Here is a 24,709-nt window from a genome sequence, read left to right as displayed (position 1 = left end):
TTGTTCCCCCTGTTATTTAATCAATAATGATTATTATTCTCATTACTAACATAGAGGATGACGTATCATTTGTACATGGACATCTATGATGACTAATGCATGGACAGATGTGATGTCAGTTTGTGCATGATGTGCTGTAATTGCTCCATAATCGAGATGGGGTCGAATCCATAAAACATATTCGCTTCAATCTCGTACAGTCGCCCTTCTCGGACCGCACTCAAGTTGTTCCAGGACTCCTGAGCGAACAGCTTGTCCACAGCATCTTGCTCCGATGGCTCCCTGGCATAGTCAATAAAAATATGATCTGCAGCGTACAAATGAATTTCATTTAGCGGAACATGGATGTAACCTGTGAGCAGCTGACCATCCTTTTCCATTCTTGCAGGAGGGGCGAAGCCAAGCGAGTGATACAAAATATGAGAAGCTCTACCCCATCCGTGACCATAGATGTACGCTCCACTCTCACCAATCATGAATATGCATACTGCTGATCCACGCACACCCATCATTTGATCAAGTGTACGATTGGCCTCTTGCTGAAGCGTATCATATTGGTCTAACAGCGCACGAGCTTTGGCTTCCAGGCCTGTGATGCGTCCCAAATGAATGAGTTGCTCCTGCCAGTCAAGTTCTTCAAAAGGCATCAAAATCGTTGGTGCAATCTGCCGTAATTCATCCATGCCGGAATGAGGTGCATAACCAAGGATGACATCGGGATGAGCGTCTGCGATTAGATCCGGATGATTAATAAGATCATGCTCATAGCACTGATCAAATTGGTCTTGTCCATTTTCAATAAGTCTACTTTTCATCCATTCTGCAACGGCACCCAGATGCGGGATGTGGCCCAGTGCGAGCAAGGAAGCGGTATAGTTGTATGTAAGACTTGCAATTTTTTTTGGCGTTTTCCGATAGAGAGTCGGTGCACAACCTACCGTTTGTTTAAATTTTCGACTTAAATAAAAGGTATCCCTGTATCCCGTCAACTGCGCAAGCTCTTGCAATGTGGGATTGGCAAACAGCAGGTGCTCCTGGGCAATTCGAATTCTTAACCGGGTAACATACTCCACGAATGTAAATCCGGTGTATTTCTTGAATTCTCGTGAAAAATGCTCTGGACTCACATTAACCTCTCTCGCTAATTGCTCACGTGTAAAAGAATGAGTAACTCTTTCATGGATACGGGCGAGGACAATGTCCAGCCAGGAATGATCTTCATGAGCCAAACGCACAGCGTGATCTCGCAACGTATCCAGCAGCTGATAAAACAGCATATGAGGTTTGAATGGTCCCGACTCATCGCGTTTGGAGCTGGACTGAACCAATTCGGAGATCAGCTCGGCAATAAGGCGGCTTGTAACGGGAACAGGATGTCCGAATGGCCAGAGCCTTTGTTCGTTATCTGCAAAATCAAAGGCTATTGCAATACCCTGAACCGGGGAAAGGGAGCCGCGCTTGCTTTCATGCTGAAGCAGAGTTCCAGCTTGGCGAACGACAGCTGATCCGGTATTTACCATCAATTGACCATTCGAACTGATCAGTCTTGCTTGACCAGAGGTGATGACATAAAGAACGTGCTTGCTGCTCCACAGTTCATCGATACGGGAGAAGGCTTCCCGATCATGGAGCTGCACCAGATGACACAGTTTGAACATTGCGGGAGGCACGGTTGTGATTTGCTGCAAGCGGCCGGGATTGTTCACGGATGATTTATGAAAGCTTAGATCCAGATTGCTCATAACATAATGGACTCCTTATAGAGGATTGGACTAATAAGCAGTATAATACCACAAAGGTGTAATGAGGACCCTTCGAATCATTCACTTCACATATTTCTGTGAAAAATGGATAAAGAGGTTGAAATCGCTATCAACACCGACTATAATGAAAATGTCGAAACGTTTCAATCTATGGTTTACAGGCGTGTTCATTGTGATTTATAATGAATTCTTCCTCTTGTCTAATATTGGAATGTTGTCAATCGACTAAGCTATATGTACAATAAAAGGGTATATGATTCAGCAGTGATGCTTAAAAGACGTGAAGAGAAATTTTTTTTGAAAACACTTCGAAACGTTTCGATAAATGAGAATTGATGCCATTTCTAATGGATAATGCATAGGAATGTGTGGTTGTTGCAACCATTTACAGTATAAAATGATAGGTAACAAGAAAGTTAGAAGGAGCGAACGTGGAATGGCAACGATTAAGGATGTGGCAAAGCTGGCAGGCGTGGCGCTCTCGACCGCTTCCTATGCACTGAATGGGGACAGCAAGGTAAGTGCCAAGACCAAGGCAAAAGTGCTGGCGGCAGCACGGGAACTGAATTATCGCAAAAACGGCTTTGCCATGGACCTGAAACGGAGCCGGACGAACACGATTGCGTTGATTCTTACTGATCTGTCGGGTCCGTATTACTCCGAATTGATTCGCAGCGTACAGGACGTAGCGCTGGCTAACGGATATGATCTGATTGCTTGCAGCTCTATGGGAGGACGTGACTCCACAGCGGTTCGTTTCCTGCGGGAAAAAAGAGTGGATGGCGCTATCATCCTGGCCCATAACATCCATGATGATATCCTGGTGGAATCTGCAGGTGAACGTTTCCCTATCATTGTGATGGATCGGCAGCTGTCGAGTAGCCATCTGGTCAACGTTCTGGTGGACGGGGAGCAAGGTGGTTACCTCGCTACACGTCACCTCATTCAGAAGGGGCATAAGACCATCGCCTATATCAGCGGGCCATCCAATTCTTATGATAATGCTCTGCGTTATCAAGGATATTTGCGAGCAATGCAGGAGGCGGGCCTTGAAGAGAAGTCCAAATGGCGTCTAAGCGGTAACTTTGTACGTGAGGGTGGATATAGTGCAACCAAGATGATGGTTATGCAGGGCGAGCTTCCATCTGCTGTATTTTACGGGAATGATGAAATGGCGATTGGTGGATTGAAAGCATTTGAAGAGAGCGGCATTTCGGTACCGAATGATATTTCGGTCATCGGATTTGATGATATTCAACTGTCCGAATATGTTCATCCTCCGCTTACGACGGTGCGGCAGCCCAAGCATGAAGCAGGTTCATTGGCAGGGCATTTGCTCTTCCAGATGCTGAACGGTGAAGCTGTGAATACATCGTATACGTTAACCATTGATCTGGTTGAACGCGAGTCTGTACGATCGGTACAGGTTGAGTCAGGAATTCAGCCGGCCTAGGAAGTAACTCGTCTGATGGGATATGGTTTGGATACTGCTTACAGAAGTCATACCATATCCGGTCTGTATAGATTTGTGAAGTTGTTCTTTTCTAACTCGCGTGGTTGTAAAAGGGATTGGCCCTCTTTGAATTAAGAGTTGAATGATGGGGATCACCGTCCGAATTGGCCAGACAAAGGTCATTTCGCAGAGGACCCCTATTCTTTTTCAGATTTATCGAAACGTTTCGATTTTATACTAATTGAAGGAGTGAATAGTATGACAACGATGATTAATGAACCAATCCGGCTGACTGCCGGGGATTTATCCTTTACCTTTTTGAACAGTGGGGACCTGTACCAAGCTAAATCTGGTACGACCATGTTGAATCAATTGCTTAGCAACCAGATCGATGGATCTTTGAATAACCTGTATCTGCGTGTACACGAGGGAGAGAAAATCAGCTCGTTCCCACTGCTGGGTGTGCGTTCGAACAGCAAAGTGATTACAAGCAAAGCGAATTCAAGCAATCAACTGATCTGGGAAGGTACAGTACAGCTTGAAGGCAAAGAACAAGGCATTGGCTATCAGGTTGTGTTTACAGCCACAACGCAAGGCGTCTGGTTCTGGGATGTGAAGCTCACAGGACAACAACATAACGTTGACGTGGTATATGGACAAGATGTAGGTCTTGCTGATCCGGGTGCAGTACGTAGCAATGAAGCCTATCTGTCACAATATATTGACCATACGGTGTTCGAAGATGAAGCGAAGGGATATGTGGTATGTTCGCGTCAAAACCAGCCTCAGGGCGGTGCTTTCCCTTACATGCAACAAGGTTCTCTGACTAAGGCAGTTGGTTACTCGACAGATGGATTCCAATTCTTCGGTCTTTCCTACAAGGAAACAAACCAGCCTGAGAGCCTGAGCCATAATACATTGGCAAATGAGACGTACCAGTATGAATTTGCTTACACAGCATTGCAATCGGAGCGCGTAAGCTTGGATGGGGAAGCCCAAGTGGTCTTCTACGGACTGGCCAAAGCAGATCATCCTGCCGGAATCTCCGCACTGGAATTCGGGGATGAAGTGACTGCAGCATGGAACGAAGTACAAGCATTGACTGTGGAGCAAGGCGAGACGTTGGAACAGGTGAAACTGTCATCCTTCTTGGGTGAACCACTTGCTGCGCTTGATTTGACACAAGATGAGATTAATGATCTGTTCCCTGATCGCCATCAGGAAGAGCGTAGCGGTGATTCGCTGTTATCCTTCTTCACGGGCAGTTATGAACACATCGTCCTGAAAGCGAAAGAATTGCTCGTAGAGCGTCCGCACGGCCATATCCTGATGAGTGGTGGCAATGTACAGCTTGGTGCGCAGGTTATTACGACGACATCGTATATGTACGGTATTTTCAACTCACAACTCGTTATTGGTAACACCAATTTTAATAAAATGATCAGTAATGCCCGCAACGCATTGAACGTGCCGAAGACGGCTGGACAACGCATTTATGTGGAAATGGATGGACAATATCGTCTGCTGACGATGCCTTCGCTGTTCGAGATTGGCTTCAACTATGTACGTTGGATCTACAAAACCGAATCGGATACCATTATCGTGACCAACTACACTGGAGCACACACCACTGAAGTGAGCATGAACGTACGCTCGACAAGTGGCAAAGCATATCGTTACCTGGTAACCAACCAAATTACGATGAATGTAAATGAATACGAGTATCCGCTGCATATGACGCAAGATGGCAACACGCTGATCTTCAAGGCTGATCCGCAAGCGATTAGTGCTGGAACGTATCCTGACCTGCAATACCGCATGTCGGTGGATGGAGCAGCCGTAAATGTTGGGGACGAAACGTTGCTGGCGAGTGGCATCCGCAGTGGATCTGCATCGCTGGTTACACTTAGTCTGGAAGAGAGTGCAGAATGGACGCTGAAGGTACAAGGCGTATTGGAAGGTCAAGCTAACGAAGCAGACGGTTCTGTAGCAGCAGGATCCAGCCTTACTTTTGAAGAGGAAGTTCAGGCGTACCGCGAATTCTTCGCAGGCGTAATGAACGGTTTCCGTTTGTCTCGTGGGGAAGGCCAAAGTGCAGAGGATCTGTTCAAAGTGAACGCACTGGCTTGGTGGTACACACACAACATGCTGGTTCACTACTCCGTACCTCACGGATTGGAGCAGTACGGCGGCGCAGCATGGGGTACTCGGGATGTATGCCAAGGTCCGGTTGAATACTTCATGGCAACGCAAAAATATGAGCAGGTTCGCGATATCATCAAAATGGTATATACCCACCAATATGAAGATGATGGCAACTGGCCGCAATGGTTCATGTTTGATAAATACTTTGCAATTCAGCAGGAAGAGAGCCACGGTGATATCATCGTATGGCCGCTGAAAGTGCTGGCGGACTACCTGACAGCGACTCGTGACTATGCGATTCTGGATGAGAAAGTACCGTATACCGTTAAGCATAGCTTCGGGTTCACGGAAGAAACAGCGACTGTATTGGATCACGCGAAAAAAGAGATCGAATATATCCGCTCACACTTCCTGCACGACACATTCCTGTCTTCTTACGGTGATGGGGACTGGGATGATACGCTCCAGCCAGCCAATGCACAGCTCAAACAATATATGGTGAGCAGCTGGACCGTTGCTTTGACTTATCAGTCCGTAAATGTGCTCGCACAGGCGCTGCAGCATAAAGATGCTGGATTTGCACAAGAACTGGATGTTCTGGCTCAAGGCATCCGTGAAGACTTTAATCGTTACATGTTGGGTACAGATGTGATCCCAGGTTTCGTATACATGGAAGAAGCGGATCAGGCGAAGCTGATGCTTCACCCAACAGATACGGAGACAGGCATTCAGTATCGCCTTCTGCCGATGACGCGCAGCATGATCGGTGAATTGCTGAATGCAGAACAGGCAGAATCGCATTATGCGCTGATTCGTGAACAGTTCCTGTGCCCGGACGGGGTACGTCTGATGAATCGTCCAGCTCAATATGCAGGTGGTGTGAGCACTCACTTCAAACGGGCAGAGCAAGCGTCCAACTTCGGTCGCGAGATCGGTTTGCAGTATGTACACGCTCATATCCGTTACGTTGAAGCGATGGCGAAGCTCGGTAAGACGGATCAGGTGTGGAATGGTCTTGCCATGATCAACCCGGTTGGCATCGGCGAAGTTGTACCTAATGCCGAGATTCGTCAGGCGAACGCGTATTTCAGCAGTTCCGACGGCAAGTTCAACACGCGCTACGAGGCGCAGGAGCACTTTGACCAACTACGCAAAGGAACAGTACAGGTGAAAGGTGGATGGAGAATCTACTCCAGCGGCCCTGGAATCTACATGAACCAACTGATCTCCAACGCACTTGGCATTCGTCAGGAAGGCGGAGATTTGGTTATTGACCCGGTACTGCCGGCTGAGCTGAATGGCATGCAATTCGAATTCGAATATGCAGGAGAGCCAGTAACATTTATCTACCATCTGAACGAAGGTTCGGTTAACCGTGTAACGGTAAATGGCAAGGACATCCGCACCGAGCAAACGGCGAACCGTTACCGTCAAGGTGGAGCTCGTATCGCGCTGGATGAGTTCAAACAAGCGCGTAATGCTTCGGAGCGCACGATTGTTGAAATTTATATGTAAATTCAATACAAGCTCGATGTTTCACTAGAGTGGAAGGTCATCCTCCTTAACAGGCAGGGTGACCTTTTTTTATTTGAGAAGGTTTATTGGCAGATCAGGGGGAACTCGTTACGATACGATGATCATTCTAACGCAATGGAACGGCCAGCAACGTGTGCAGAAGCGCATTATGGCGTATATGTTTCGTCACATAGCCTGCGTCCTCCAGCGAGCCGCACAGGCCGTCCAGCAGCGGGAAATGACGTTCCTTTATTGTTTGTAACTGGTCCTCATGACCTGCTGCCTCAGCCTGTTGGATATACGTCTTGCGGTGAGCTGCATCAACAAACATGAGGTCTGTCAGGCAGATCCGTCCACGTGCAGTTAACACCCGCTGCATTTCCTGTAACGCCAACTGCTGCTGGTCTGGGCTCAGATGATGGAAGGCGAAGCTGGATACGACAAAATCGAAGGACTGGTCGGCGAAAGGCAACGCCAGAAAGTTGCCAAGCTTCACATGCATCTCGGGATATTTGGTGCGGCATGTACGCAGCATCTCCCGGGATTGATCGATGGCAGTCATCGCTGCGCCGCGCTCTAACAGTCTGCCAGCCAAATTTCCCGTGCCTGTACCGATATCAAGTCCTTTTTCGCCAGCAACAGGAGATATCCAGCTTGCTATCTGCTCCAGCGCCTCATCATAGTTGTCATATATATTGAACGGTCCTGCACCTACTCTTACTCCCAATTCTTCCAATCCTGATCCTACGTCTTCTGGATACGTTGTATCGCTGTTTGACCTGTGTGCTGTCCGGCTATTCTTCTGGCTGCGAACTTCATCGCCGTTATGATCTGGTCCGTCTTCTCGATCCGACTCAACCGTTGCTTGCATGGCTTCAGGTCCCGAATCAATGCTGATGTTTGAGTCAGTTTGTCTCGGCAGACGGTCATTCGCCGCCTGTACGCGCTGATCGTGGATGGCTGCTTGCATATCGTAATTCCAGCGGTCATGCCAGTTCTGACGAGCTTCCCTGAGGCGACGCGAACTGTCTGCAAGATCATGCAGATGGCTGACATCCAGTGGCCCGTCCTGGCGGTTGAGATCAATCATGCGCTGGGTTGTATCCAGCATGCGCTTTAGCTCGACCCACTGGGCATACATGACCGCCTGCTGCAGCTCCAGATATTCTTCTAGCCGCTGCTGATTGCCCTGGTCAATCTCTCCGAGCGCTTGGGTGATATCCTGAAGTGACATTCCGATCTCACGCAGGGCTGCAATGGTCTGCAGACGCCAGATGTCATTCTCGGTATATGTACGATATCCGTTGCTGGTCTGTTTGACGGGGGAGATCAGTCCTTTTTCCTCATAGAATCGAATAGCTCTCGCCGATATGCCGAGTCTGTCCGCGGCTTCTTTGATGTTCATCACGTGCACCTCCTTATCAATTCAGTATAAACGATGACGTTACGGCAAGGTTAAGTGTTCATTTCTTTCCACTGGGTGAAATTTTAGTCAAGTCTGAGGCTATGCTACAATATAAAGCAAAGGAGCATTTTGCATCGTATTCAATTGCTAAATGTTGAAATGAATAAGGTATAAGACATTTTTTCTAACGCTGCTGTGCGCAGTGTTATCGACTATTGCACGAAAGGTTGAATTTTTATGCTTATCAGCCATACGTATACCATTCGACCATCCGAGATCAAGGATGCCGCCCAATTGATGGAACTGGATGCATTGGTATGGGATAAGCATACCTCTCCGGCCCCGTTTCAGTGGCGATCCAGACAACAATATTTGCAGCATTGTCCGCCAGGCAGTCAGCTGATTGCCGTTCAGGGAGAGCGGGTATGTGGTTATGTAGGCTTTTATCTGCCGACAGGAATGCCTGTTAACCGCCATGTATACGAGATTAACATCGCTGTTCATCCCCATGATCGACGCTGTGGTATTGCTACAGCCCTGATGGATGCGATGAAACAGCATGCCTTTGAACAAGGCATCATCAAACTTAGGTTGCGGGTGTTATCCAGCAATCCAGGAGCGATTGCTTTTTATAAACAGTGCGGATTTGTGACGGAAGGCAGACTCGTGTCGGAATTTTATATCGCAGGCAAGTATGTGGACGATATTCTTATGAGTTATTTCATCCAGGCCAAAGGATAGAACAGAGTAGAAGGAGGAACAACAATGGACATGGGACTTCGGGGTAAAAAGGCGCTGGTGCTTGCATCCAGTCGAGGACTGGGCAAAGCTGTAGCCGCTCAATTGGCGGCAGAAGGCGCTGATGTCATGCTCGCCAGCCGGAGCGAAGAGAAGCTTGCAGCGGTGAAGCAGGAGCTGCTGGCGCTGGGTGGCGGCGGACGTATCGAATATTGTGCAACCGATGTGACAAGCAAGGAAGATATTGATGCCCTGATTCGCAAGACAGGCGAACAGTTTGGGCAGATTGATATTTTGGTGAACAATTCAGGTGGCCCGCCTTCAGGAACATTCGAGTCATTGACGGATGAAGATTGGGAACGTGCATTTGAATTAAATGTACTTAGCTACGTCAGACTGATTCGCGGTGCGCTTCCTTACATGAAGGAGAACGGCGGACATATCGTGAACATTGCCTCCACCTCTGTGAAGCAGCCGATTCCCGGTCTGATTCTGTCCAATACGTTCCGTACGGGTGTGTTCGGATTAGCCAAGACCTTGTCACAGGAACTTGCGCCATATGGCATTCTGATCAATACGGTTGCACCGGGTAGAATCGGTACGGATCGGATACTTGAACTGGATGCTGCGCGTGCAGAGCAGAACGGAATAAGTGAGGAAGAGGTTGCCGAACAATTCCGTAAGGAAATTCCACTGGGACGTTATGGTCAACCCGAGGAGTTTGCCAAAGCGGTTGTCTTCCTCTTATCAGGAGCGAATACGTACATTACAGGTACATCCCTTGTGGTGGATGGTGGCATGGTACGTGCGCTCTAAGAAGAAGTCGGATCTAGAGATTCGAATTTATATGGATGCACAAATGCGCAAAATAAGATAAGCCCCTCCTTATTCTCCACATGTTGTGGAGTAGGAGGGGCTTTAAGGGTTGATGTATGCATTGTGGAGGGCCGTCATTCGTAATGGAAGCTAGTCCTCCAACCATTCAAATTATGTAAGTCTAATTTAGCGTAAAAGTTCCCATTCATGCTGCAGCATGCCATACACCGCATGGTTCACATAGCCCTTAGGCAGTTTCTCAGCCTGACGAATAACGCCTTCAAGGACGAATCCAAGCCGTTCAGGGATGGCCCGGCTCCGCTTGTTGTTGGTTGCTGAACGAATCTCGACACGGTTCAGATCCAGGGTGACGAGAGCGTAGTCGACCAGAACACGGCATGCGCTGGTCATCAAGCCTTGACCTTCAAAACCTTTGCCAAGCCAGTATCCGATGCTTACCGAGCGGTTGGTCCAGTTGATTTCGTGGAAGCCGATGATGCCTGCAAGATCGCCTTTCAGCCAGACACCTGCGGTGAACCCGCCGTTGTCAGCGCCCTGTTTCAATGCATTGCTGATAAAATTCGAAGTATGCTCAATCTCGGTCACGTTGTCCACCCACGGTAACCAATGCCTCAACTGATCCCGCGAGCGGTCCGTGAGTTCGAACAACGGTTTGGTGTGCTCCATGGCAAGTGGGCGGAGTTCGGTATATTCATCCAATGAATAGGTAAACATGAGTGCAACCTTCTTTCTTTGAAATAATGTATTATCGGGAATTCTTCGGTAGCTTGCGCTCCAATGCAAACAGGTCTTCTTCCATCGAGGCCATGCGTTGATTCACCGTAGTACGGGCGTCACCCAGTGCCTGATTATATATGAAGGGAGCCAACTGGGTCATGAAAAGATCCAGCACACCCCAAGCTGCCAGATCGCCCAGTTCTTCACCGCGTTCCTCTTCGAAATACGACTGGATGGTACGTATGGCTTCATCCTGTTGTTCTTTGGACAGTTTTAGCGCGTTCAATGGGAAACCCTCCCTTAAATTCTGTTTTTCTATCATGCTACATGATTCGTGCGAACCCGTCAAAATGGTTTTGGGCCTATCTTGTGTGTAACTGATCCTGATTTTGGGGCGTTATTTATTGAACTCCTCCCTCGTTAAAGGTATATTTAAATGAAACGCGTACGAAACTTTCCAAGAAAATAGATTTTTTCAGGAAATGACTTCGTTATAAAGGAATTTTAGCCGGAATTGCTGCAATTCCTGAAAGCTCCAATCAATTCATGAAAGGTTTGATACCTGTGGACAATCGTACAACCCCACCTAACTTTATCAAAAATATTATTACCGAAGATCTCCGGTCAGGGAAAGTCCAGGAAGTCATTACCCGTTTTCCTCCGGAACCGAACGGTTATCTGCATATCGGCCATGCCAAAGCGATCTGGATTAACTTTGCACTGGGTGGCGAATTTGGCGGCAAAACAAATCTGCGCTTCGATGACACGAATCCGGTCAAGGAAGATGTAGAGTATGTTCAATCGATTCAGGAAGACGTGAAATGGCTCGGCTATGAGTGGAGCGAGAAACGTTTTGCTTCCGATTATTTTGATGAAATGTACAGCCGCGCGGTCTTGCTGATTCAAAAAGGTAAAGCTTATATCGACGACCAAAGCGCTGACGAAATCCGTGCAATGCGCGGAACGCTCACCGAGCCGGGCAAGAACAGCCCGTATCGTGACCGCACTGTAGAAGAGAATCTGGACCTGTTCACACGGATGCGTGCAGGCGAGTTCCAGAACGGTGAGAAAGTGCTGCGTGCCAAGATTGATATGGCTTCACCGAACATCAATCTGCGTGATCCGGTCATTTACCGTATTGCTCATGCACATCATCATAATACGGGTGACAAATGGTGCATCTATCCGATGTACGCATTCGCACATCCACTTGAAGATGCAATTGAAGGAGTAACCCACTCCCTCTGCTCCCTGGAGTTTGAGGACCAACGTCCATTCTATGATTGGGTTATTGCCGAATGTGAGATGGAGAACCAACCTCATCAATATGAGTTTGGCCGCCTGAACCTGTCGCAAATGGTGACAAGTAAACGGAAGCTGAAACTGCTCGTGGATGAAGGACATGTGGATGGATGGGATGATCCGCGCATGCCAACGATTTCGGGTCTGCGCCGCCGGGGATATACACCGGAAGCCATTCGTGATTTCGTATTCGAAACAGGCATTTCCAAAAGCCAAGGCGTTATCGACCTGCAAACGCTGGAGCACTTTGTACGTGAAGACTTGAAACTGAAAGCTCCGCGCACAATGGCTGTCCTGCACCCGCTCAAAGTGGTCATTACCAACTACCCTGAAGGGCAAGTGGAATGGCTCGAAGCAGAGAACAATGTGGAGAACCCTGAGATGGGTAATCGCCAAATTCCGTTCTCTCGTGAGATTTATATTGAACAAGACGATTTCATGGAGAATCCGCCGAACAAATATTTCCGTTTGTTCCCTGGCAACGAAGTTCGTCTGAAACATGCGTATTTCATTAAATGTAACGATGTCATTAAGGACGCAGAAGGCAATGTGACTGAAATCCATTGTACCTATGATGTGGAAACGAAGAGCGGCAGTGGATTCACAGGCCGTAAAGTTAAAGGTACAATCCACTGGGTAGAAGCGACTCAAGCGGTGCCTGCTGAATTCCGTCTGTATGAACCTCTGATCGCCGCAGAAGCACCGGAAGCCGATATCGAGCCAGAAGCTGCCGTGGCAGGCGCTGAGGTGGAGGTTGTGGAAGAGCAACCGGAGAAAACGTTCCTGGATCAATTGAATCCAAACTCTCTTGAAGTCGTTCAAGGGTTTGTGGAGCAAGAGATGAAGGAAGCGAAAGCACAGGATAAATTCCAGTTCTTCCGTCACGGTTACTTCAGCGTTGATCCGAAACATTCCGAGCCAGGCCGTCCGGTATTTAACCGGGTTGTATCCCTGAAAAGCTCGTTCCAATTGCCAAAAGCTTAAGGTAAAGCATAGAGGTAGAACAATAGATAAAGTTAGAGGTTTAGGGTGAGAAAACAAGTTAGGGTTATACGCCAAAGCTGTAAACCTAAATCAATAAACTTCAATCTATAAACGTAAAAGGCGTCTCCAGGGCAATAAGCCAACGGAGACGCCTTTCTTTTTACTACTACTATTCTTAATCTTTTGTTTGATTGTTTGAACTTTATTTACACCATAACGGAGAGGACAGAATAAAGCTGGAGAAGCGTAGCGTTCGCCTTTATCCCTGGATTTTACCCTTTGAAAAAGGGAATCCAAAAAAATCGGGGGATAACAGCGATCGAAAGATTGTTCTGTCCTCGTAGTGCTCCAGTGTAAATCTTGAAAGGTTCAACCTTTGCCAACAAAAGATTATCTTTCACCCATTTCCGTCAGCACAGTTGGCTGATAGCCGTTGCGGCGGTTCGAGAACCACATGATTGCAAAGCCAACAGCACCGATCAGGGAGAAGAATACCCCGATGTTATACATCACTTCAGCACCAAAGCTCTGGAACAGCCAGCCGCCGAACAGACCGGCAATGACACCAGAGAGGCCGCCCCAGGCCATCGTATACACGGCCTGACCAGAGGAACGGTACGGCCTTGGAATGAACAGCATCGTCAGTTGAGTCCCTACATAGAAATACCCGCCGAACGTAATGGAGTGCATGAGCTGAATGAACACAATCTCTAACGGATTGTTCGCCAGGGCCATGAGCTGCCAGCGGATGGCGAACAGCAGACTGATCAGGATGAGCGACGAGAGAAGCATGCCCATTTTGCGTTTGAGAAAACGGTCCAGGAGCAAGAATACACCCACTTCAAGGATGGATGATGTGAAGATGGCCCAGCCAACCATCTGTTTATCGCCCCCCATTTCCACGATGTATAATGACATAAATGTACTGTTCATGGCGTTGGGTACGGAAACGAGTACCCCAAGCCCGATAAAGATCATAAAGTACGGATTGAACATCACCTTGCCGAAACGTCGAAAGCTCACAACAGGTGTATCTGAAGCGATCGGCTGTCTAGGTAGAAACAAGGCAAAGACAAAGGCAATGACAATCATGAAGGCAAATACAATCGATACACTGCCTGCTCCCAAGCGGTCAATCAGCGGTCCGGCAGCCGCAGCAGTCAGAGCCCAACCCAGCGACCCCCAGAGCCGAAACGTACCGAATTTCTGATTCGTGCCATCGATATAACCGAGAATCAGGCTGTTGGTTTGGGCAAACAACGGACTTTGAAAAAAATAAAAAAAGATCATGGCTGCATAGATCCAGGCATACGTAGGCGCATAGAATACGGCCTGAGCAAGCACAAAGGTGCCACCCATCATCATCATCAGAATAATGCGAATATTGCGTGATTTATCGCTCCAGAAGCCCCAGAACGGATTAGCAAACAAGGATACAAACGGACCAATCGCCATCAGACTGCCAATCTCCAATTTGGTCATCCCGATTTCCTGCAAATACAACTGAAGAAAACCGGCGAAGATTGAAATGGCTCCATAAATGAAAAAGTTATATAGTTTCAGCGAAACCAAAGAGGGATTGCCTCTTCCGGGTGCATATCTATCCAATAGAGCCATTCCTTTCAGAATAATATTCTTCAATGTATCATTTGTTGAAAGGGTATTCAATGTATAGAATAAGTTTATTGAACGAGGAGGATTACCGTGAGCACGATGGAATGGACAGGTATTATATTGGCTGGAGGTTTATCCCGCCGTATGGGTTCTAATAAGGCATTGTTGGAATGGAATGGTTACAGCGTGCTGGAGCAGGTCATCCAAGCGATGGCACCAGCTGTGAATGGTATTATCGTTTCCGCAGGAACCAACACAGCTGCATACAACGCATTGCCCTACGACTGCGTTCAGGATGATTACCCCGGAAAAGGGCCGCTCGCAGGGCTGCATGCCGCGCTGGGAGCCTCGGGAACAGACTGGAACCTCATCTGCGCCTGTGATATGCCACTGCTAGAGCCATCCTTTTTCAAAGGTATGAAGTGGCTCGTCGAATCAGGTCAAGAGCATCACGCGATCGTTCCGCGACTGGCAGGGCATGTTCATCCGCTTGCAGGTGCATATCATAGACGTGTTCTTCCCCAACTTGAACAGCGCTTAATAGATAATAAATTGAAAGTAACCCAATGGCTTGAAGAGATCGGCTGCCGATATGTCGACGTCGATGAGTTGGAAAGCGCTGGTGTCCACGATGTGGCCATTCAGCTTAGTAATATGAATACCCCGGAAGAGTACGAGCATATTCGTAACCGATAATCCGGCCAGCCCATCAGTTCATTCATTATCTCATACCTTTCTCAGTCCGGTTTGATCTCCCAACTCTGGTCCACTGGACCCGATTCGTTGGATAGATCCTGAACGGCGTTACGATATTGAAGTGGACTCTGGCCAGTCCATCGCTTGAATTGCCGACTGAAGTGCGACAGATGGGTATAGCCCAGCTTCCATGCGATTTCCCCCAAAGAGAGCTGCGGCTGTTCGATCAGCACTTTGGCTTCCTGCAGCTTCAGGCTGGATAAATAGGCCCGTGGAGATTGTCCGTACACCCTGCGGAAGATCTGCAGCCCATATCCCGGACTGATACCAAATGAGGATATGATCTGCTCCACTTTGACGGTGGATACATTGCCCTCTTTGATTCGGAGCTGCGTATGGAACGCCTGTTTGATGGCTTCTGCGATGGCCCCTGCATAATGCATGGCTGCGGGAGCTGGAGCATTAGGCGAAGCATCAGATCGGGTAGGCAGCGGTTCACGGTCAGCTGCCTGGGACAGCAGGGCAAACAATTCAAACATGCGTGCCTGCATGATAAATTTGTCTGTGGAAGTGTATGCCTCTGATGTTCTGATCATGTTCATCCAGTTCTCCAGGACAGGGCGCATTTGCATGTTATCTGTGGTGCCTGCCTCATAGATTCGGCTGTGATGTGACATCAGCTTCAGGGTAAATACGGGATCATCTACATTGAAATGAGCACTGAAATATGTCATGCCCTCTGATGATACACATTGGTTTGTATGTTTGAATCCTGGTGGAATCAGCAGAATCGAACCTTCCTCAACCGTATAGGTATACCCGTGAATTACACTCTCCTGAGTCCCCTTTATAATCAGCATAATTTCAAAGCCCGGATGGCATTCTTCCGGCATCGCCCAACCGTATGGAACTTGTTGGCTGTGCGCTCCATAGAATTTAATGTTACAGTCGATAATAGGCAACCAGTGAGCCAATGTATGATGTGGCATTTCTCGAAGCTGCGATCGGATATCCATGACATTCACCTCGGAAAAGGGTAAAAACAACTCGCCTTGTACAATCGGCACGCATAGTATACTTCATTATAATCAGTTTAACGCCAACATTGAAAATCGCAGAACAGGAGAGCGTTCGACAGATTGCTAAGTCTCTGATGTACTTCAATAGATAATAATGTAAACGTTATCATTTTTCAATTGCATCATTTCATTTTGTATAAATGCCAAGAGCTTCATACTTCCGGATGAAAAGGGGATTTTAACATGGACAAGTTATTGTACGGGGTAGCCTACTATGACGAATATATGCCTTATGAGCGATTGGACAAGGATATTCAGATGATGAAAGATGCAGGCATCAACGTGGTGCGGATTGCGGAATCAACCTGGAGTACGCATGAACCACAGAATGGCGTATTCGACTTCTCCTCAGTAGATCGTGTACTGGATGCCATGCATGCAGCGGGCATTCAGGTTATTGTGGGTACACCTACGTATGCCGTTCCGACGTGGATGGTCAAGGAGCACCCGGATGTTCTGGCAACAACGGCACAGGGAACGGGAAAATATGGAGCACGGCAGATCATGGATATCACACATCCAACGTATCTGTTCTACGCGGAACGCATCATTCGCAAGCTGATCTCCCGTGTCAGCAAACACCCTGCCGTGATTGGCTATCAGACGGATAACGAAACGAAGCATTACAACACTGCCGGAGATAATGTACAATTGCAATTCGTCAAATATATGCGTAACAAGTTCAGCTCATTGGATGATCTGAACAAGGAATTTGGTCTCGACTATTGGAGTAACCGTATCAATAGCTGGGAGGATTTCCCGTCTGTTGTTGGTACAATCAATGGCAGTCTGGGAGCTGAATTTGCCAAATTCCAGCGCCAACTGGTAACCAACTTTCTGGCGTGGCAGGTCGGAATTGTAAATGAGTACAAACAGGAAGGTCAGTTTGTCACCCAGAACTTTGACTTCGACTGGCGTGGATACTCGTACGGCATTCAGGGGGATGTGGACCATTTTGCCGCATCCAAACCTTTTGATATCACTAGTGTGGACATCTACCATCCGTCGCAGGATGATCTGACCGGCATTGAGATTTCATTCGGCGGTGACGTGGCACGTTCCACCAAACAATCGAACTATCTTGTACTGGAGACGGAAGCGCAGGCTTTCTGGCATTGGGTTCCCTATCCGGGACAGCTTCGCCTTCAGGCGTTTAGCCACCTGGCCTCGGGAGCAAACATGGTTGCTTACTGGCACTGGCATTCCTTGCATAATTCGTTCGAGACGTATTGGAAAGGATTGCTGAGCCATGATTTTGAACCCAATCCAGTGTACAACGAGGCCAAAACGATAGGCCGGGATTTTGCCAGACTTAGCCCGCAACTGGTGAATTTGAAGAAAACGAATCGGGTAGCCGTGCTGTTCAGCAATGAGGCGTTGACGTCGATCAAGTGGTTCGGATTTAATTTTACGAGTGACAAAAAATACAACGACGTTATCCGCTGGATGTATGACGAATTATACAAAATGAATATTGGCTGTGATCTGATTGATCCGTCCGTGGAGAGTTATGAAGGCTATGATGTGATTGTTGTGCCTGCTTTGTACGCAGCTTCTGATGCCTTGCTTGAGAGGCTGAACCAATTTGTACAGGATGGTGGGCATGTCGTTTACTCCTTCAAGAGCGGATTCGCCAATGAGCATATTAAGGTCCGCTCTACCCGCCAGCCTGGACTGATCAGTGAGGCTTGTGGCATCAGTTACAACCTGTTCGTTGAGCCGAAAAATGTGTCGCTTCGAGATGATCCGTTCGAGGTTGGAGAGGAACAGAATCAGATTCACACCTGGATGGAACTGATTACACCAACAACTGCAGAAGTGCTGGCCTGGTATGATCACCCTCACTGGGGAGAATATGCTGCAATTACCCAGAATGCCTATGGCAAGGGCAAAGCAACGTACGTTGGATGTTATACCAGCTCCGCGGTGATCCGCAACGTGTTGGAGCGTGTCATGAAGGAAGCCGGACTGTGGGGAACCGATCAGGAATTGGCTTTTCCAATTATCGTTAAGAACGGAGTGAATGATCAAGGGAAGACGATTCGGTATTTCTTTAACTACTCCGATCAGGCGACTTCGTTCATAAATGCTTACGGGGACGGAACGGAACTTTTGGCAGGAACAGCGGTGTCCGGAGAGCAGACTATGGTGCTTGAACCATGGGGGTTCTGCATTATTGAGCAATAATGGGAAATCATAAATGAATTGACAAGTCTGTTTTCAATGATTATAAAAAGAATACCAAGACCAAAGCGCCCTCGGCTTCATGCTGGGGCGTTTATCTTATTTTAGCTCATAGCTCAGGAGTGGATGCCTCGTGTTTACCGAATTATATCGGAAGCTTACTGATCCGTTCAAACGCAGCATTCGCAACAAATTAATCCTCACCATGACGTTTCTGGCCATTCTGCCCGTAATTGCCATGACAGTTGTAGCAGCCGAAAATACCCGTTCTTCCATGGAAGAAGAGGTCATGGAGACCAACCGTGCGAATATGAATTGGGCCTCCATCTATTTGGGTGAACAATTCGCGCGGATGAACAATCTCATCTATTCCATTCAGATCAGTGATGAGTTGCATCAGTATCTGGCATTGAATCAGGATGCTCCAGCTGCCAGTCGATTCGATGAGCAGAAGGCTATGTTCAACATGCTGAACAGTGTATATTATTCAGCTGGTAACTATGTATTTGGCGTGGAATTATACCTGAAGGAACTGGACACGCTGTTCACCTTCAACTCAATGGAAAGCCGAATTCGATCGGTCCCGGACATTCCTGCGGCATACCATGAACTTTTTGAGCAGCATAAGGACTTTACGATTATTAATGATTCGAATGATCCGGAAAAGTTTCATATGACCCGCAGCATGAACCGTTTTGAGGATCAGGCGCAGATCGGCGCAATCAGTCTGGAAGTCAAGTGGGCCGAATTCAATCAAACGCTGGAATTGCTGGACAGCCGGGGCGATTATGCGGTGTACATCGCGGATAGTACAGGAAGCCCGGTTTATCAGCCAAACAAGGAGATACAGCCTTCAGCAGAGGCACTGGAAAAGCTTGCAGCTACGAAGGACAGTTCCGGTTTCATTCGAACAGCCAAGGAATATGTATTCTATCATGCCATTGATCCGTCAGGGATGCGTCTGATCAAAATTGTTCCTTCCCATGTTATCAATGAGAGTGCACTGGAAACGATGAAATATGGTCTTGTTGTAGGTGGGCTGGCTACCGTGGTTTCGGTGTTGTTGGCAGCATTTGTGGCTTGGCGAACATCTAAACCGATTGTCAGACTGGCGAATTCCATGAAAGGAATCCAGTTGATCAAGGACAAGGAAGTGGTCCGCAGTGGTCGGGTGGATGAGATTGGCCTGCTGGAGAAAAATCTGCATGGTATGGCAAGTCGCATTCGGGAGCATATCCGGGATAACTACCTCATGAATCTGGAGAAACAGACGGCCGAGCTCAAAGCGCTTCAGTCTCAGATTCATCCGCATTTTCTGCAAAATACGTTGCAGATGATCGGAGGTATGGTGTACTCACAGAAGCCGGCAGACAGTTACAAAGTTATTCGTGCATTGAGTGAGATGTTCCGTTATATTGTCAGAGCGCCGGATGGTCTCGTGCCATTGCAGTCCGAATTGGACCAACTGGAGCATTATATGCTCATCCAGAAGCAGCGTTTTGGAAGCAGACTTGAATATAAACTGGAGATTGAAGGCGGGCTCAGTGACTGCTACATTCCGAAGTTGTCCCTGCAACCGATTGTGGAGAATGCATTTGTCCATGGTCTGGAGAAAAAGCAGGGAGAGTGGAAATTGAACATTCAAGTTGTCCGGCTAGATCATGAGGTAACCATCCGCATTTCCGATAATGGGGTGGGCATGGATCAAGAAAGGTTGGCCGAGATGCAATCGAGACTGTCCAAGCTGTCCCAGCAAGGAGACAGAGTATGGAGCTCGAGCACCAGCATTGGCCTGGTCAATGCCGCATCACGCATCGTGATGCACTTTGGGCCTGCATACGGTATGAACATGGAGAGTGGGGAAGGACAGGGAACGAGTGTCACTGTTCGAATTCCTTGCCATACAGGAGGCGAGATCACGTGAACAAAGATCATTATAGAGTGCTATTAGTGGACGATGAGCCATGGAACAGAGATATTTTGCGCAATTTGGGCACGTGGGATGAGCTTGGCATGGTGGTAACAGGTGAGGCAGAGGATGGCGGAGAGGCGATCCGGTTGGTCGAGCAGCATCAGCCCCATATTATCATTACAGACATGCGTATGCCGGGTAAAGACGGGGTGGAGCTGCTTCAGACGCTAAGTGCACAATATCCGCATATCAAAGTGATTGTGGTTAGTGGATATGATGATTTCAATTATGCGAAACATGCGATTCGTCACCGTGCCGCTGATTATCTGCTCAAGCCGGTAAATCCCGATGAATTGAATAACGTTCTGGCCAAGTGTAAACGTGAATTGGAAAAGACCGAGTCCGGGCCGGAGTCATGGGAACCTTATCCTTCCGCTTTTTCTGGCGAGTTCTCGTTGTTCCAGCAGCAGGCACGCCTACGTTTTAACGACTTGAACGTTCAGGGATTGCATGAGCTGTTCGGGCAGCTGGAGCACCGACTTGATACCAGTGATATCCGAAGACCGCAACAGCTGGGGCGGATCGCATATGAATTGCAGACGCTGCTGGGCGAGCTTTGTGTTTCCAACGGCTTATGCGAGCAACCTGTAGCAGCTGTACTCCCGCCGCCAACTGCTCTGGCGTCCATCACATCAGCAGTGGACTGGATATCAGCGCCTTATTATACTTCGTTGGAGCAGCTGATTGCGCAGCGCAAATTCAAGAACAAGCTGAACCTGGATGAGGTGAAGCAATACATCGAGCAGCACTGCATGGAGATGATTACGCTGGAGCAGCTTGCTCAGATCTTTTTTGTCAGCAAAGAATATCTCAGCAAGGTGTTCAAAAAAGAATATAACGTGAATGTGACCGACTATATTGTCCAGTTACGCATGGCAAGAGCCAAGGAATGGGTGCTCGATGATCAGATTCCATTCAAACATATTGCCGAGATGACGGGGTATGAGGATGTATCGTACTTTTACCGGGTGTTCAAGAAACACTTCGGGGTTTCACCTGGAGAGATGCGAAAGGGACAACCTCGAATATCAGGTAACAGCCCTAAATAATTCATTCACAGAGAGTTTACTATTGGATTAAGGTTTAAAATAATCCAATAAACGAGTCTAATAATGTCCAATGAAGCGCTTTCATTTCGTGATATATAATGATCGTATGAAAGACAAACCAGTTACACCGGGAGGTCATAAGAGATGAAAGTATGGAAAAGCGTAGCAAGTGCGGTACTTGTGAGTGTTCTGCTCGCAGGCTGCGGTTCCAATGCGGGTACGGATGGTAAGGAGGAGGGGACTGCATCGGGCAGTACGGTGTCCCTCAAAGTATTCATTGCACAGCCGCGGCTGAAAGAACATTACGATAAATATATAGAACAGTTCAAAGCCAAGGAGAAAGCCGAAAAGAATATTGAGGTTAATGTACAACTGGAGATGCCGCCAGCAGATAATGCGCCGCAGATTCTGAAAACACGACTTGCCTCCAATGATGCACCGGACGTGTTCGCACTTCATGCGGTCAATGAAATCCCACCGTTCAGCAAAGCGGGTTATCTGGAAGATCTGTCGGGTCAACCTTTTGTCGATAAATTACTGGATTCCGTTAAGCCTTCCGTAACGGATGCGTCGGGTAAAGTCGTGGCCGTTCCTTTGGAAACGTTGTCTTGGGGATACCTGTACAATAAGGATATTTTCAAAGAGCAGGGGCTAGAGGTTCCTACCACCTTGACGGAAATGAAAGCGGTCGTGGAAAAGCTGAAAGCAGCCAACATCACACCGTTTGAACTGTCCTACAAAGAGGCCTGGATTCCACAACTCTTCCTGCCACTTACAGTAGGTGCACTGACTCAGTCAGAGCATAAAGACTTCTTGGATAAGATGAATCAGGATCAAGGTTCCTTCTCGGATATGAAATCCTTGTTCGACATCTTCGATCTCGTCAATGCCAATGGAACGGAGAAAGCGCTCGAAGTGGGCGGCGATGATGGATCGGCAGCCTTTGCAACAGGCAAAGCAGCAATGTGGATTCAAGGACCTTGGTTCGCAGAAACCATCCTGAAGTCCAATCCGGATATCAACTTCGGCGTAGCTCCACTGCCGATCAATGACAACCCGGATGATACCAAAATCAACCTGAGCACATCGACTTCACTGGCCGTATCTTCCTCCAGCAAAAACAAGGAAGTGGCACTCGACTTCGTAAACTATGTTCTCGATGACAAGGATTCAAGTGCATTCTACGAAGCACTGAAATTCAATCCGGTTGCCAAAATTCATGACTTCAAAAGTTTCCCTTGGGTAGACGATGCCCTGAAATATGTTAATGAAGGCAAAGCGTATCAGGATCCATCCATTCCTCAAGCGGTTAAGGATGAATCAGGCAAAGCGCTGCAAGGTTACTACTCCGGACAACTGGATCAGCAGCAGGTGATTGATGCGCTCGACAAGGCGTGGAAATCCTACAACAAAGTCAACAAGTAAGCAGATGAAACGGCTGGCAGAACGGTCTTCGTTCCCCCGTTTCCGCGAGTCTGCTTATAGTGAAAAGGGGGAGAACCAATGGCTACGAATGTATTCAAGAAGTATCTGTCGCTGCTAGCGTTCACTGCGCCTGCCTTTATCATCTATGCCATTTTCCTGCTGTATCCTACATTTAGCGGCTTGTTCTACAGCTTGACGGACTGGAATGGTCTGAACCGGGATTATAGTTTTATCGGTTTGGGAAACTTCGTGGAGCTGTTCAAGGAAGATCCCGACTTTCTGAATTCCCTATGGTTCACGTTAAAATATGTGGTGTTTATGCTGATTCTGCAAAATGGAATTGCCTTGCTGCTCGCCGTGTTCATTGAGACACGGACGCGCAGCAAGGGGTTATTCCGGACCCTGTTTTTCATGCCGAACATGATCAGTACGATCATCAGCGCCTTTATGTGGACATTCATCTTCTCCCAGGTGCTGCCGCAGCTGGCCGAGAAGTTGGCGGTCTCCTTTTTGGACCAACAGTGGCTGGGTGATCCGAAATTTTCATTCTACTCCATCCTGATCGTATCGCTTTGGAATGGTGTGGGGTACATGATGATCATCTATCTGGCAGCACTTCAGGGTGTACCGAAGAGTCTGAAGGAAGCGGCTGTTATTGATGGAGCCAACGCGTTCCAGGTACTGCGTAATGTCGTATTGCCGATGATTACGCATGCCGTTACAATCTGTTTCTTCCTGACACTGAACGGAGCCTTCAAAGTATTTGAAGTTGTGTACGGTCTGACAGGTGGCGGTCCAGGCAGAGCCACTCAGGTCATTACGATGAATATTTATGAAGAGGCATTCTCCAACAATTTTAGATACGGATATGCCAGTGCCAAGTCGGTTGTGTTATTCGTCATCGTGCTCATCTTCACGCTCATTCAGATTACGGTGATGAAGAAGAAAGAGGTGGAAGCATGAGGATGCAACGAATTAACAGCTATCTGATTCGACTGCTGCTGGTGCTGGGATCCCTCGTCGCAATGCTGCCAATCTACATGGCGATTGTGAACTCATTCAAAACACAAGGTGAAATGTTCCAGTCCTTTATAGCTCTCCCAACGACATTTCATTGGGAAAACTACTCGGATGCATTTCACAAAATCAATCTACTGGGCAGTTCCTTGAACTCGGCGATTGTATCCTTCCTAGGGATTGGCGGTATTGTATTCTGCGCTTCATTGGCCGGCTACAAGCTGTCGCGTACTTCAGGCAGATTGAGCAACCTGATTTTCTTCCTGTTCGTGGCATCCATGCTCGTTCCTTTTCACTCGATCATGATTCCGCTGACACGGGTTGCCAAAGGACTTCATGTCCAAGGAAGCACATACGGATTGGCCCTGATCTATATCGGACTTGGTGTGAACATGGCGATCTTCCTGTATCACGGGTTTGTTAAGTCCATCCCGCGTGAATTGGAAGAATCGGCACAGATGGATGGATGTAATGAGTTCCAGACGTTCTTCCAGATCATATTCCCACTGTTGCTGCCAATTACGGTCACCATCGCCATCTTGGACTTCCTGTGGATCTGGAATGACTTCCTGTTGCCGCTGCTCATGCTGACGGATGTGAATCGGTATACGCTGATTCTGTCCACGAACATGCTGTTTGGCGAGTACAATAAGGAATGGCCGTTGATTCTGTCCTCCCTGGTACTTACCGCGATTCCGGTGGTTCTCATCTATGCGTTCTTCCAAAAGTTCATCATGGAGGGTATTGCAGAAGGTGCGGTAAAAGGGTAAGGAAAACCCGCCTGCGATCTAGACGAGACGTATCTGTCTTATTA

Annotated in this window: 18 protein-coding genes; 12 read left to right on the top strand and 6 right to left on the bottom strand. The window is 47.9% G+C overall.

Annotation, left to right across the window (positions count from 1 at the left end):
• Positions 1-92 precede the first annotated feature (92 nt).
• Positions 93-1,742: an AraC family transcriptional regulator gene (locus HP548_RS08935; protein WP_175381439.1), complete on the bottom strand. Its 1,650-nt coding sequence runs from the start codon at positions 1,740-1,742 to the stop codon at positions 93-95.
• 457 nt (positions 1,743-2,199) lie between these two features.
• On the opposite strand from HP548_RS08935, the gene HP548_RS08930 reads away from it, so the two are divergent.
• Both HP548_RS08930 and HP548_RS08925 read left to right on the top strand, forming a co-directional pair.
• Positions 2,200-3,216 carry a LacI family DNA-binding transcriptional regulator gene (locus HP548_RS08930; protein WP_076287537.1) on the top strand — a complete coding sequence of 339 codons (1,017 nt, stop codon included), beginning with the start codon at positions 2,200-2,202 and terminating at the stop codon, positions 3,214-3,216.
• Between the two features lie 258 nt (positions 3,217-3,474).
• Complete coding sequence (locus HP548_RS08925; RefSeq protein WP_175381438.1) at positions 3,475-6,876, top strand: GH36-type glycosyl hydrolase domain-containing protein; 3,402 nt, start codon at positions 3,475-3,477, stop codon at positions 6,874-6,876.
• 127 nt (positions 6,877-7,003) lie between these two features.
• On the opposite strand, the gene HP548_RS08920 is transcribed toward HP548_RS08925, so the two are convergent.
• Positions 7,004-8,281: a methyltransferase domain-containing protein gene (locus tag HP548_RS08920; RefSeq protein WP_175381437.1), complete on the bottom strand. Its 1,278-nt coding sequence runs from the start codon at positions 8,279-8,281 to the stop codon at positions 7,004-7,006.
• A 237-nt stretch (positions 8,282-8,518) separates the two neighbouring features.
• On the opposite strand from HP548_RS08920, the gene HP548_RS08915 reads away from it, so the two are divergent.
• Positions 8,519-9,022 carry a GNAT family N-acetyltransferase gene (locus tag HP548_RS08915; RefSeq protein ID WP_175381436.1) on the top strand — a complete coding sequence of 168 codons (504 nt, stop codon included), beginning with the start codon at positions 8,519-8,521 and terminating at the stop codon, positions 9,020-9,022.
• 24 nt (positions 9,023-9,046) lie between these two features.
• Positions 9,047-9,835 carry an SDR family oxidoreductase gene (locus tag HP548_RS08910; RefSeq protein WP_175381435.1) on the top strand — a complete coding sequence of 263 codons (789 nt, stop codon included), beginning with the start codon at positions 9,047-9,049 and terminating at the stop codon, positions 9,833-9,835.
• A gap of 186 nt (positions 9,836-10,021) precedes the next feature.
• Here HP548_RS08910 and HP548_RS08905 read toward each other — a convergent pair whose 3' ends face one another.
• Positions 10,022-10,570, bottom strand: a complete 549-nt coding sequence (locus tag HP548_RS08905; RefSeq protein ID WP_076287542.1) for a GNAT family N-acetyltransferase — start codon at positions 10,568-10,570, stop codon at positions 10,022-10,024.
• Positions 10,571-10,601: 31 nt separating this feature from the next.
• On the bottom strand, positions 10,602-10,859 hold the full coding sequence (locus tag HP548_RS08900; RefSeq protein ID WP_090808970.1) for a DUF2164 domain-containing protein: 258 nt from the start codon (positions 10,857-10,859) through the stop codon (positions 10,602-10,604).
• A gap of 260 nt (positions 10,860-11,119) precedes the next feature.
• Between HP548_RS08900 and HP548_RS08895 the strand changes: the two genes are divergently transcribed.
• Entirely contained in the window at positions 11,120-12,859 is a 1,740-nt protein-coding gene (locus tag HP548_RS08895; protein WP_076287543.1) for a glutamine--tRNA ligase/YqeY domain fusion protein, read from the top strand.
• A gap of 390 nt (positions 12,860-13,249) precedes the next feature.
• On the opposite strand, the gene HP548_RS08890 is transcribed toward HP548_RS08895, so the two are convergent.
• Positions 13,250-14,476, bottom strand: a complete 1,227-nt coding sequence (locus HP548_RS08890; RefSeq protein ID WP_175381434.1) for an MFS transporter — start codon at positions 14,474-14,476, stop codon at positions 13,250-13,252.
• Between the two features lie 96 nt (positions 14,477-14,572).
• Here HP548_RS08890 and mobA point away from each other — a divergent pair, with 96 nt between their 5' ends.
• Positions 14,573-15,169 (top strand): molybdenum cofactor guanylyltransferase, encoded by a 597-nt coding sequence (gene mobA, locus HP548_RS08885; RefSeq protein WP_246318005.1) that lies wholly within the window; start codon positions 14,573-14,575, stop codon positions 15,167-15,169.
• A gap of 41 nt (positions 15,170-15,210) precedes the next feature.
• Here mobA and HP548_RS08880 read toward each other — a convergent pair whose 3' ends face one another.
• Positions 15,211-16,185, bottom strand: a complete 975-nt coding sequence (locus HP548_RS08880; RefSeq protein ID WP_175381432.1) for an AraC family transcriptional regulator — start codon at positions 16,183-16,185, stop codon at positions 15,211-15,213.
• 246 nt (positions 16,186-16,431) lie between these two features.
• Between HP548_RS08880 and HP548_RS08875 the strand changes: the two genes are divergently transcribed.
• The 6 genes from HP548_RS08875 to HP548_RS08850 all read left to right on the top strand — a co-directional run bounded on the left by HP548_RS08875 (position 16,432) and on the right by HP548_RS08850 (position 24,665).
• Positions 16,432-18,435 carry a beta-galactosidase gene (locus HP548_RS08875; protein WP_175381431.1) on the top strand — a complete coding sequence of 668 codons (2,004 nt, stop codon included), beginning with the start codon at positions 16,432-16,434 and terminating at the stop codon, positions 18,433-18,435.
• A 130-nt stretch (positions 18,436-18,565) separates the two neighbouring features.
• A complete protein-coding gene (locus HP548_RS08870; protein ID WP_076287546.1) occupies positions 18,566-20,356 on the top strand; it encodes a sensor histidine kinase in 1,791 nt (596 codons plus the stop codon).
• On the top strand, positions 20,353-21,453 hold the full coding sequence (locus HP548_RS08865; protein WP_076287547.1) for a response regulator: 1,101 nt from the start codon (positions 20,353-20,355) through the stop codon (positions 21,451-21,453). Before HP548_RS08870 ends, HP548_RS08865 begins: the two co-directional genes overlap by 4 nt.
• Positions 21,454-21,597: 144 nt before the next feature.
• The gene (locus tag HP548_RS08860; protein ID WP_076287548.1) at positions 21,598-22,878 is read left to right on the top strand and encodes an ABC transporter substrate-binding protein; all 1,281 of its coding nucleotides are present in this window, start codon (positions 21,598-21,600) and stop codon (positions 22,876-22,878) included.
• A gap of 78 nt (positions 22,879-22,956) precedes the next feature.
• The gene (locus HP548_RS08855; protein ID WP_076287549.1) at positions 22,957-23,841 is read left to right on the top strand and encodes a carbohydrate ABC transporter permease; all 885 of its coding nucleotides are present in this window, start codon (positions 22,957-22,959) and stop codon (positions 23,839-23,841) included.
• Complete coding sequence (locus tag HP548_RS08850) at positions 23,838-24,665, top strand: carbohydrate ABC transporter permease (RefSeq protein WP_076287550.1); 828 nt, start codon at positions 23,838-23,840, stop codon at positions 24,663-24,665. Before HP548_RS08855 ends, HP548_RS08850 begins: the two co-directional genes overlap by 4 nt.
• Positions 24,666-24,709 lie beyond the last annotated feature (44 nt).

The organism is Paenibacillus taichungensis, assembly GCF_013359905.1.
GTDB classification, from domain to species: domain Bacteria; phylum Bacillota; class Bacilli; order Paenibacillales; family Paenibacillaceae; genus Paenibacillus; species Paenibacillus taichungensis.
Note: the sequence above shows the minus strand (reverse complement) of the source record. Positions and strands in the feature narration are given on the sequence as shown.

Bases quoted from the DNA above. Each gene is read 5' to 3' on its own strand.
- HP548_RS08935 (WP_175381439.1), bottom strand. From the start codon at position 1,742: ATGAGCAATCTGGATCTAAGCTTTCATAAATCATCCGTGAACAATCCC.
- HP548_RS08850 (WP_076287550.1), top strand. From the start codon at position 23,838: ATGAGGATGCAACGAATTAACAGCTATCTGATTCGACTGCTGCTGGTG.
- HP548_RS08910 (WP_175381435.1), top strand. From the start codon at position 9,047: ATGGACATGGGACTTCGGGGTAAAAAGGCGCTGGTGCTTGCATCCAGT.
- mobA (WP_246318005.1), top strand. From the start codon at position 14,573: ATGGAATGGACAGGTATTATATTGGCTGGAGGTTTATCCCGCCGTATG.
- HP548_RS08855 (WP_076287549.1), top strand. From the start codon at position 22,957: ATGGCTACGAATGTATTCAAGAAGTATCTGTCGCTGCTAGCGTTCACT.
- HP548_RS08890 (WP_175381434.1), bottom strand. From the start codon at position 14,476: ATGGCTCTATTGGATAGATATGCACCCGGAAGAGGCAATCCCTCTTTG.
- HP548_RS08895 (WP_076287543.1), top strand. From the start codon at position 11,120: ATGAAAGGTTTGATACCTGTGGACAATCGTACAACCCCACCTAACTTT.
- HP548_RS08860 (WP_076287548.1), top strand. From the start codon at position 21,598: ATGAAAGTATGGAAAAGCGTAGCAAGTGCGGTACTTGTGAGTGTTCTG.
- HP548_RS08915 (WP_175381436.1), top strand. From the start codon at position 8,519: ATGCTTATCAGCCATACGTATACCATTCGACCATCCGAGATCAAGGAT.
- HP548_RS08880 (WP_175381432.1), bottom strand. From the start codon at position 16,185: ATGGATATCCGATCGCAGCTTCGAGAAATGCCACATCATACATTGGCT.
- HP548_RS08905 (WP_076287542.1), bottom strand. From the start codon at position 10,570: ATGTTTACCTATTCATTGGATGAATATACCGAACTCCGCCCACTTGCC.
- HP548_RS08930 (WP_076287537.1), top strand. From the start codon at position 2,200: ATGGCAACGATTAAGGATGTGGCAAAGCTGGCAGGCGTGGCGCTCTCG.
- HP548_RS08925 (WP_175381438.1), top strand. From the start codon at position 3,475: ATGACAACGATGATTAATGAACCAATCCGGCTGACTGCCGGGGATTTA.
- HP548_RS08875 (WP_175381431.1), top strand. From the start codon at position 16,432: ATGGACAAGTTATTGTACGGGGTAGCCTACTATGACGAATATATGCCT.
- HP548_RS08920 (WP_175381437.1), bottom strand. From the start codon at position 8,281: ATGAACATCAAAGAAGCCGCGGACAGACTCGGCATATCGGCGAGAGCT.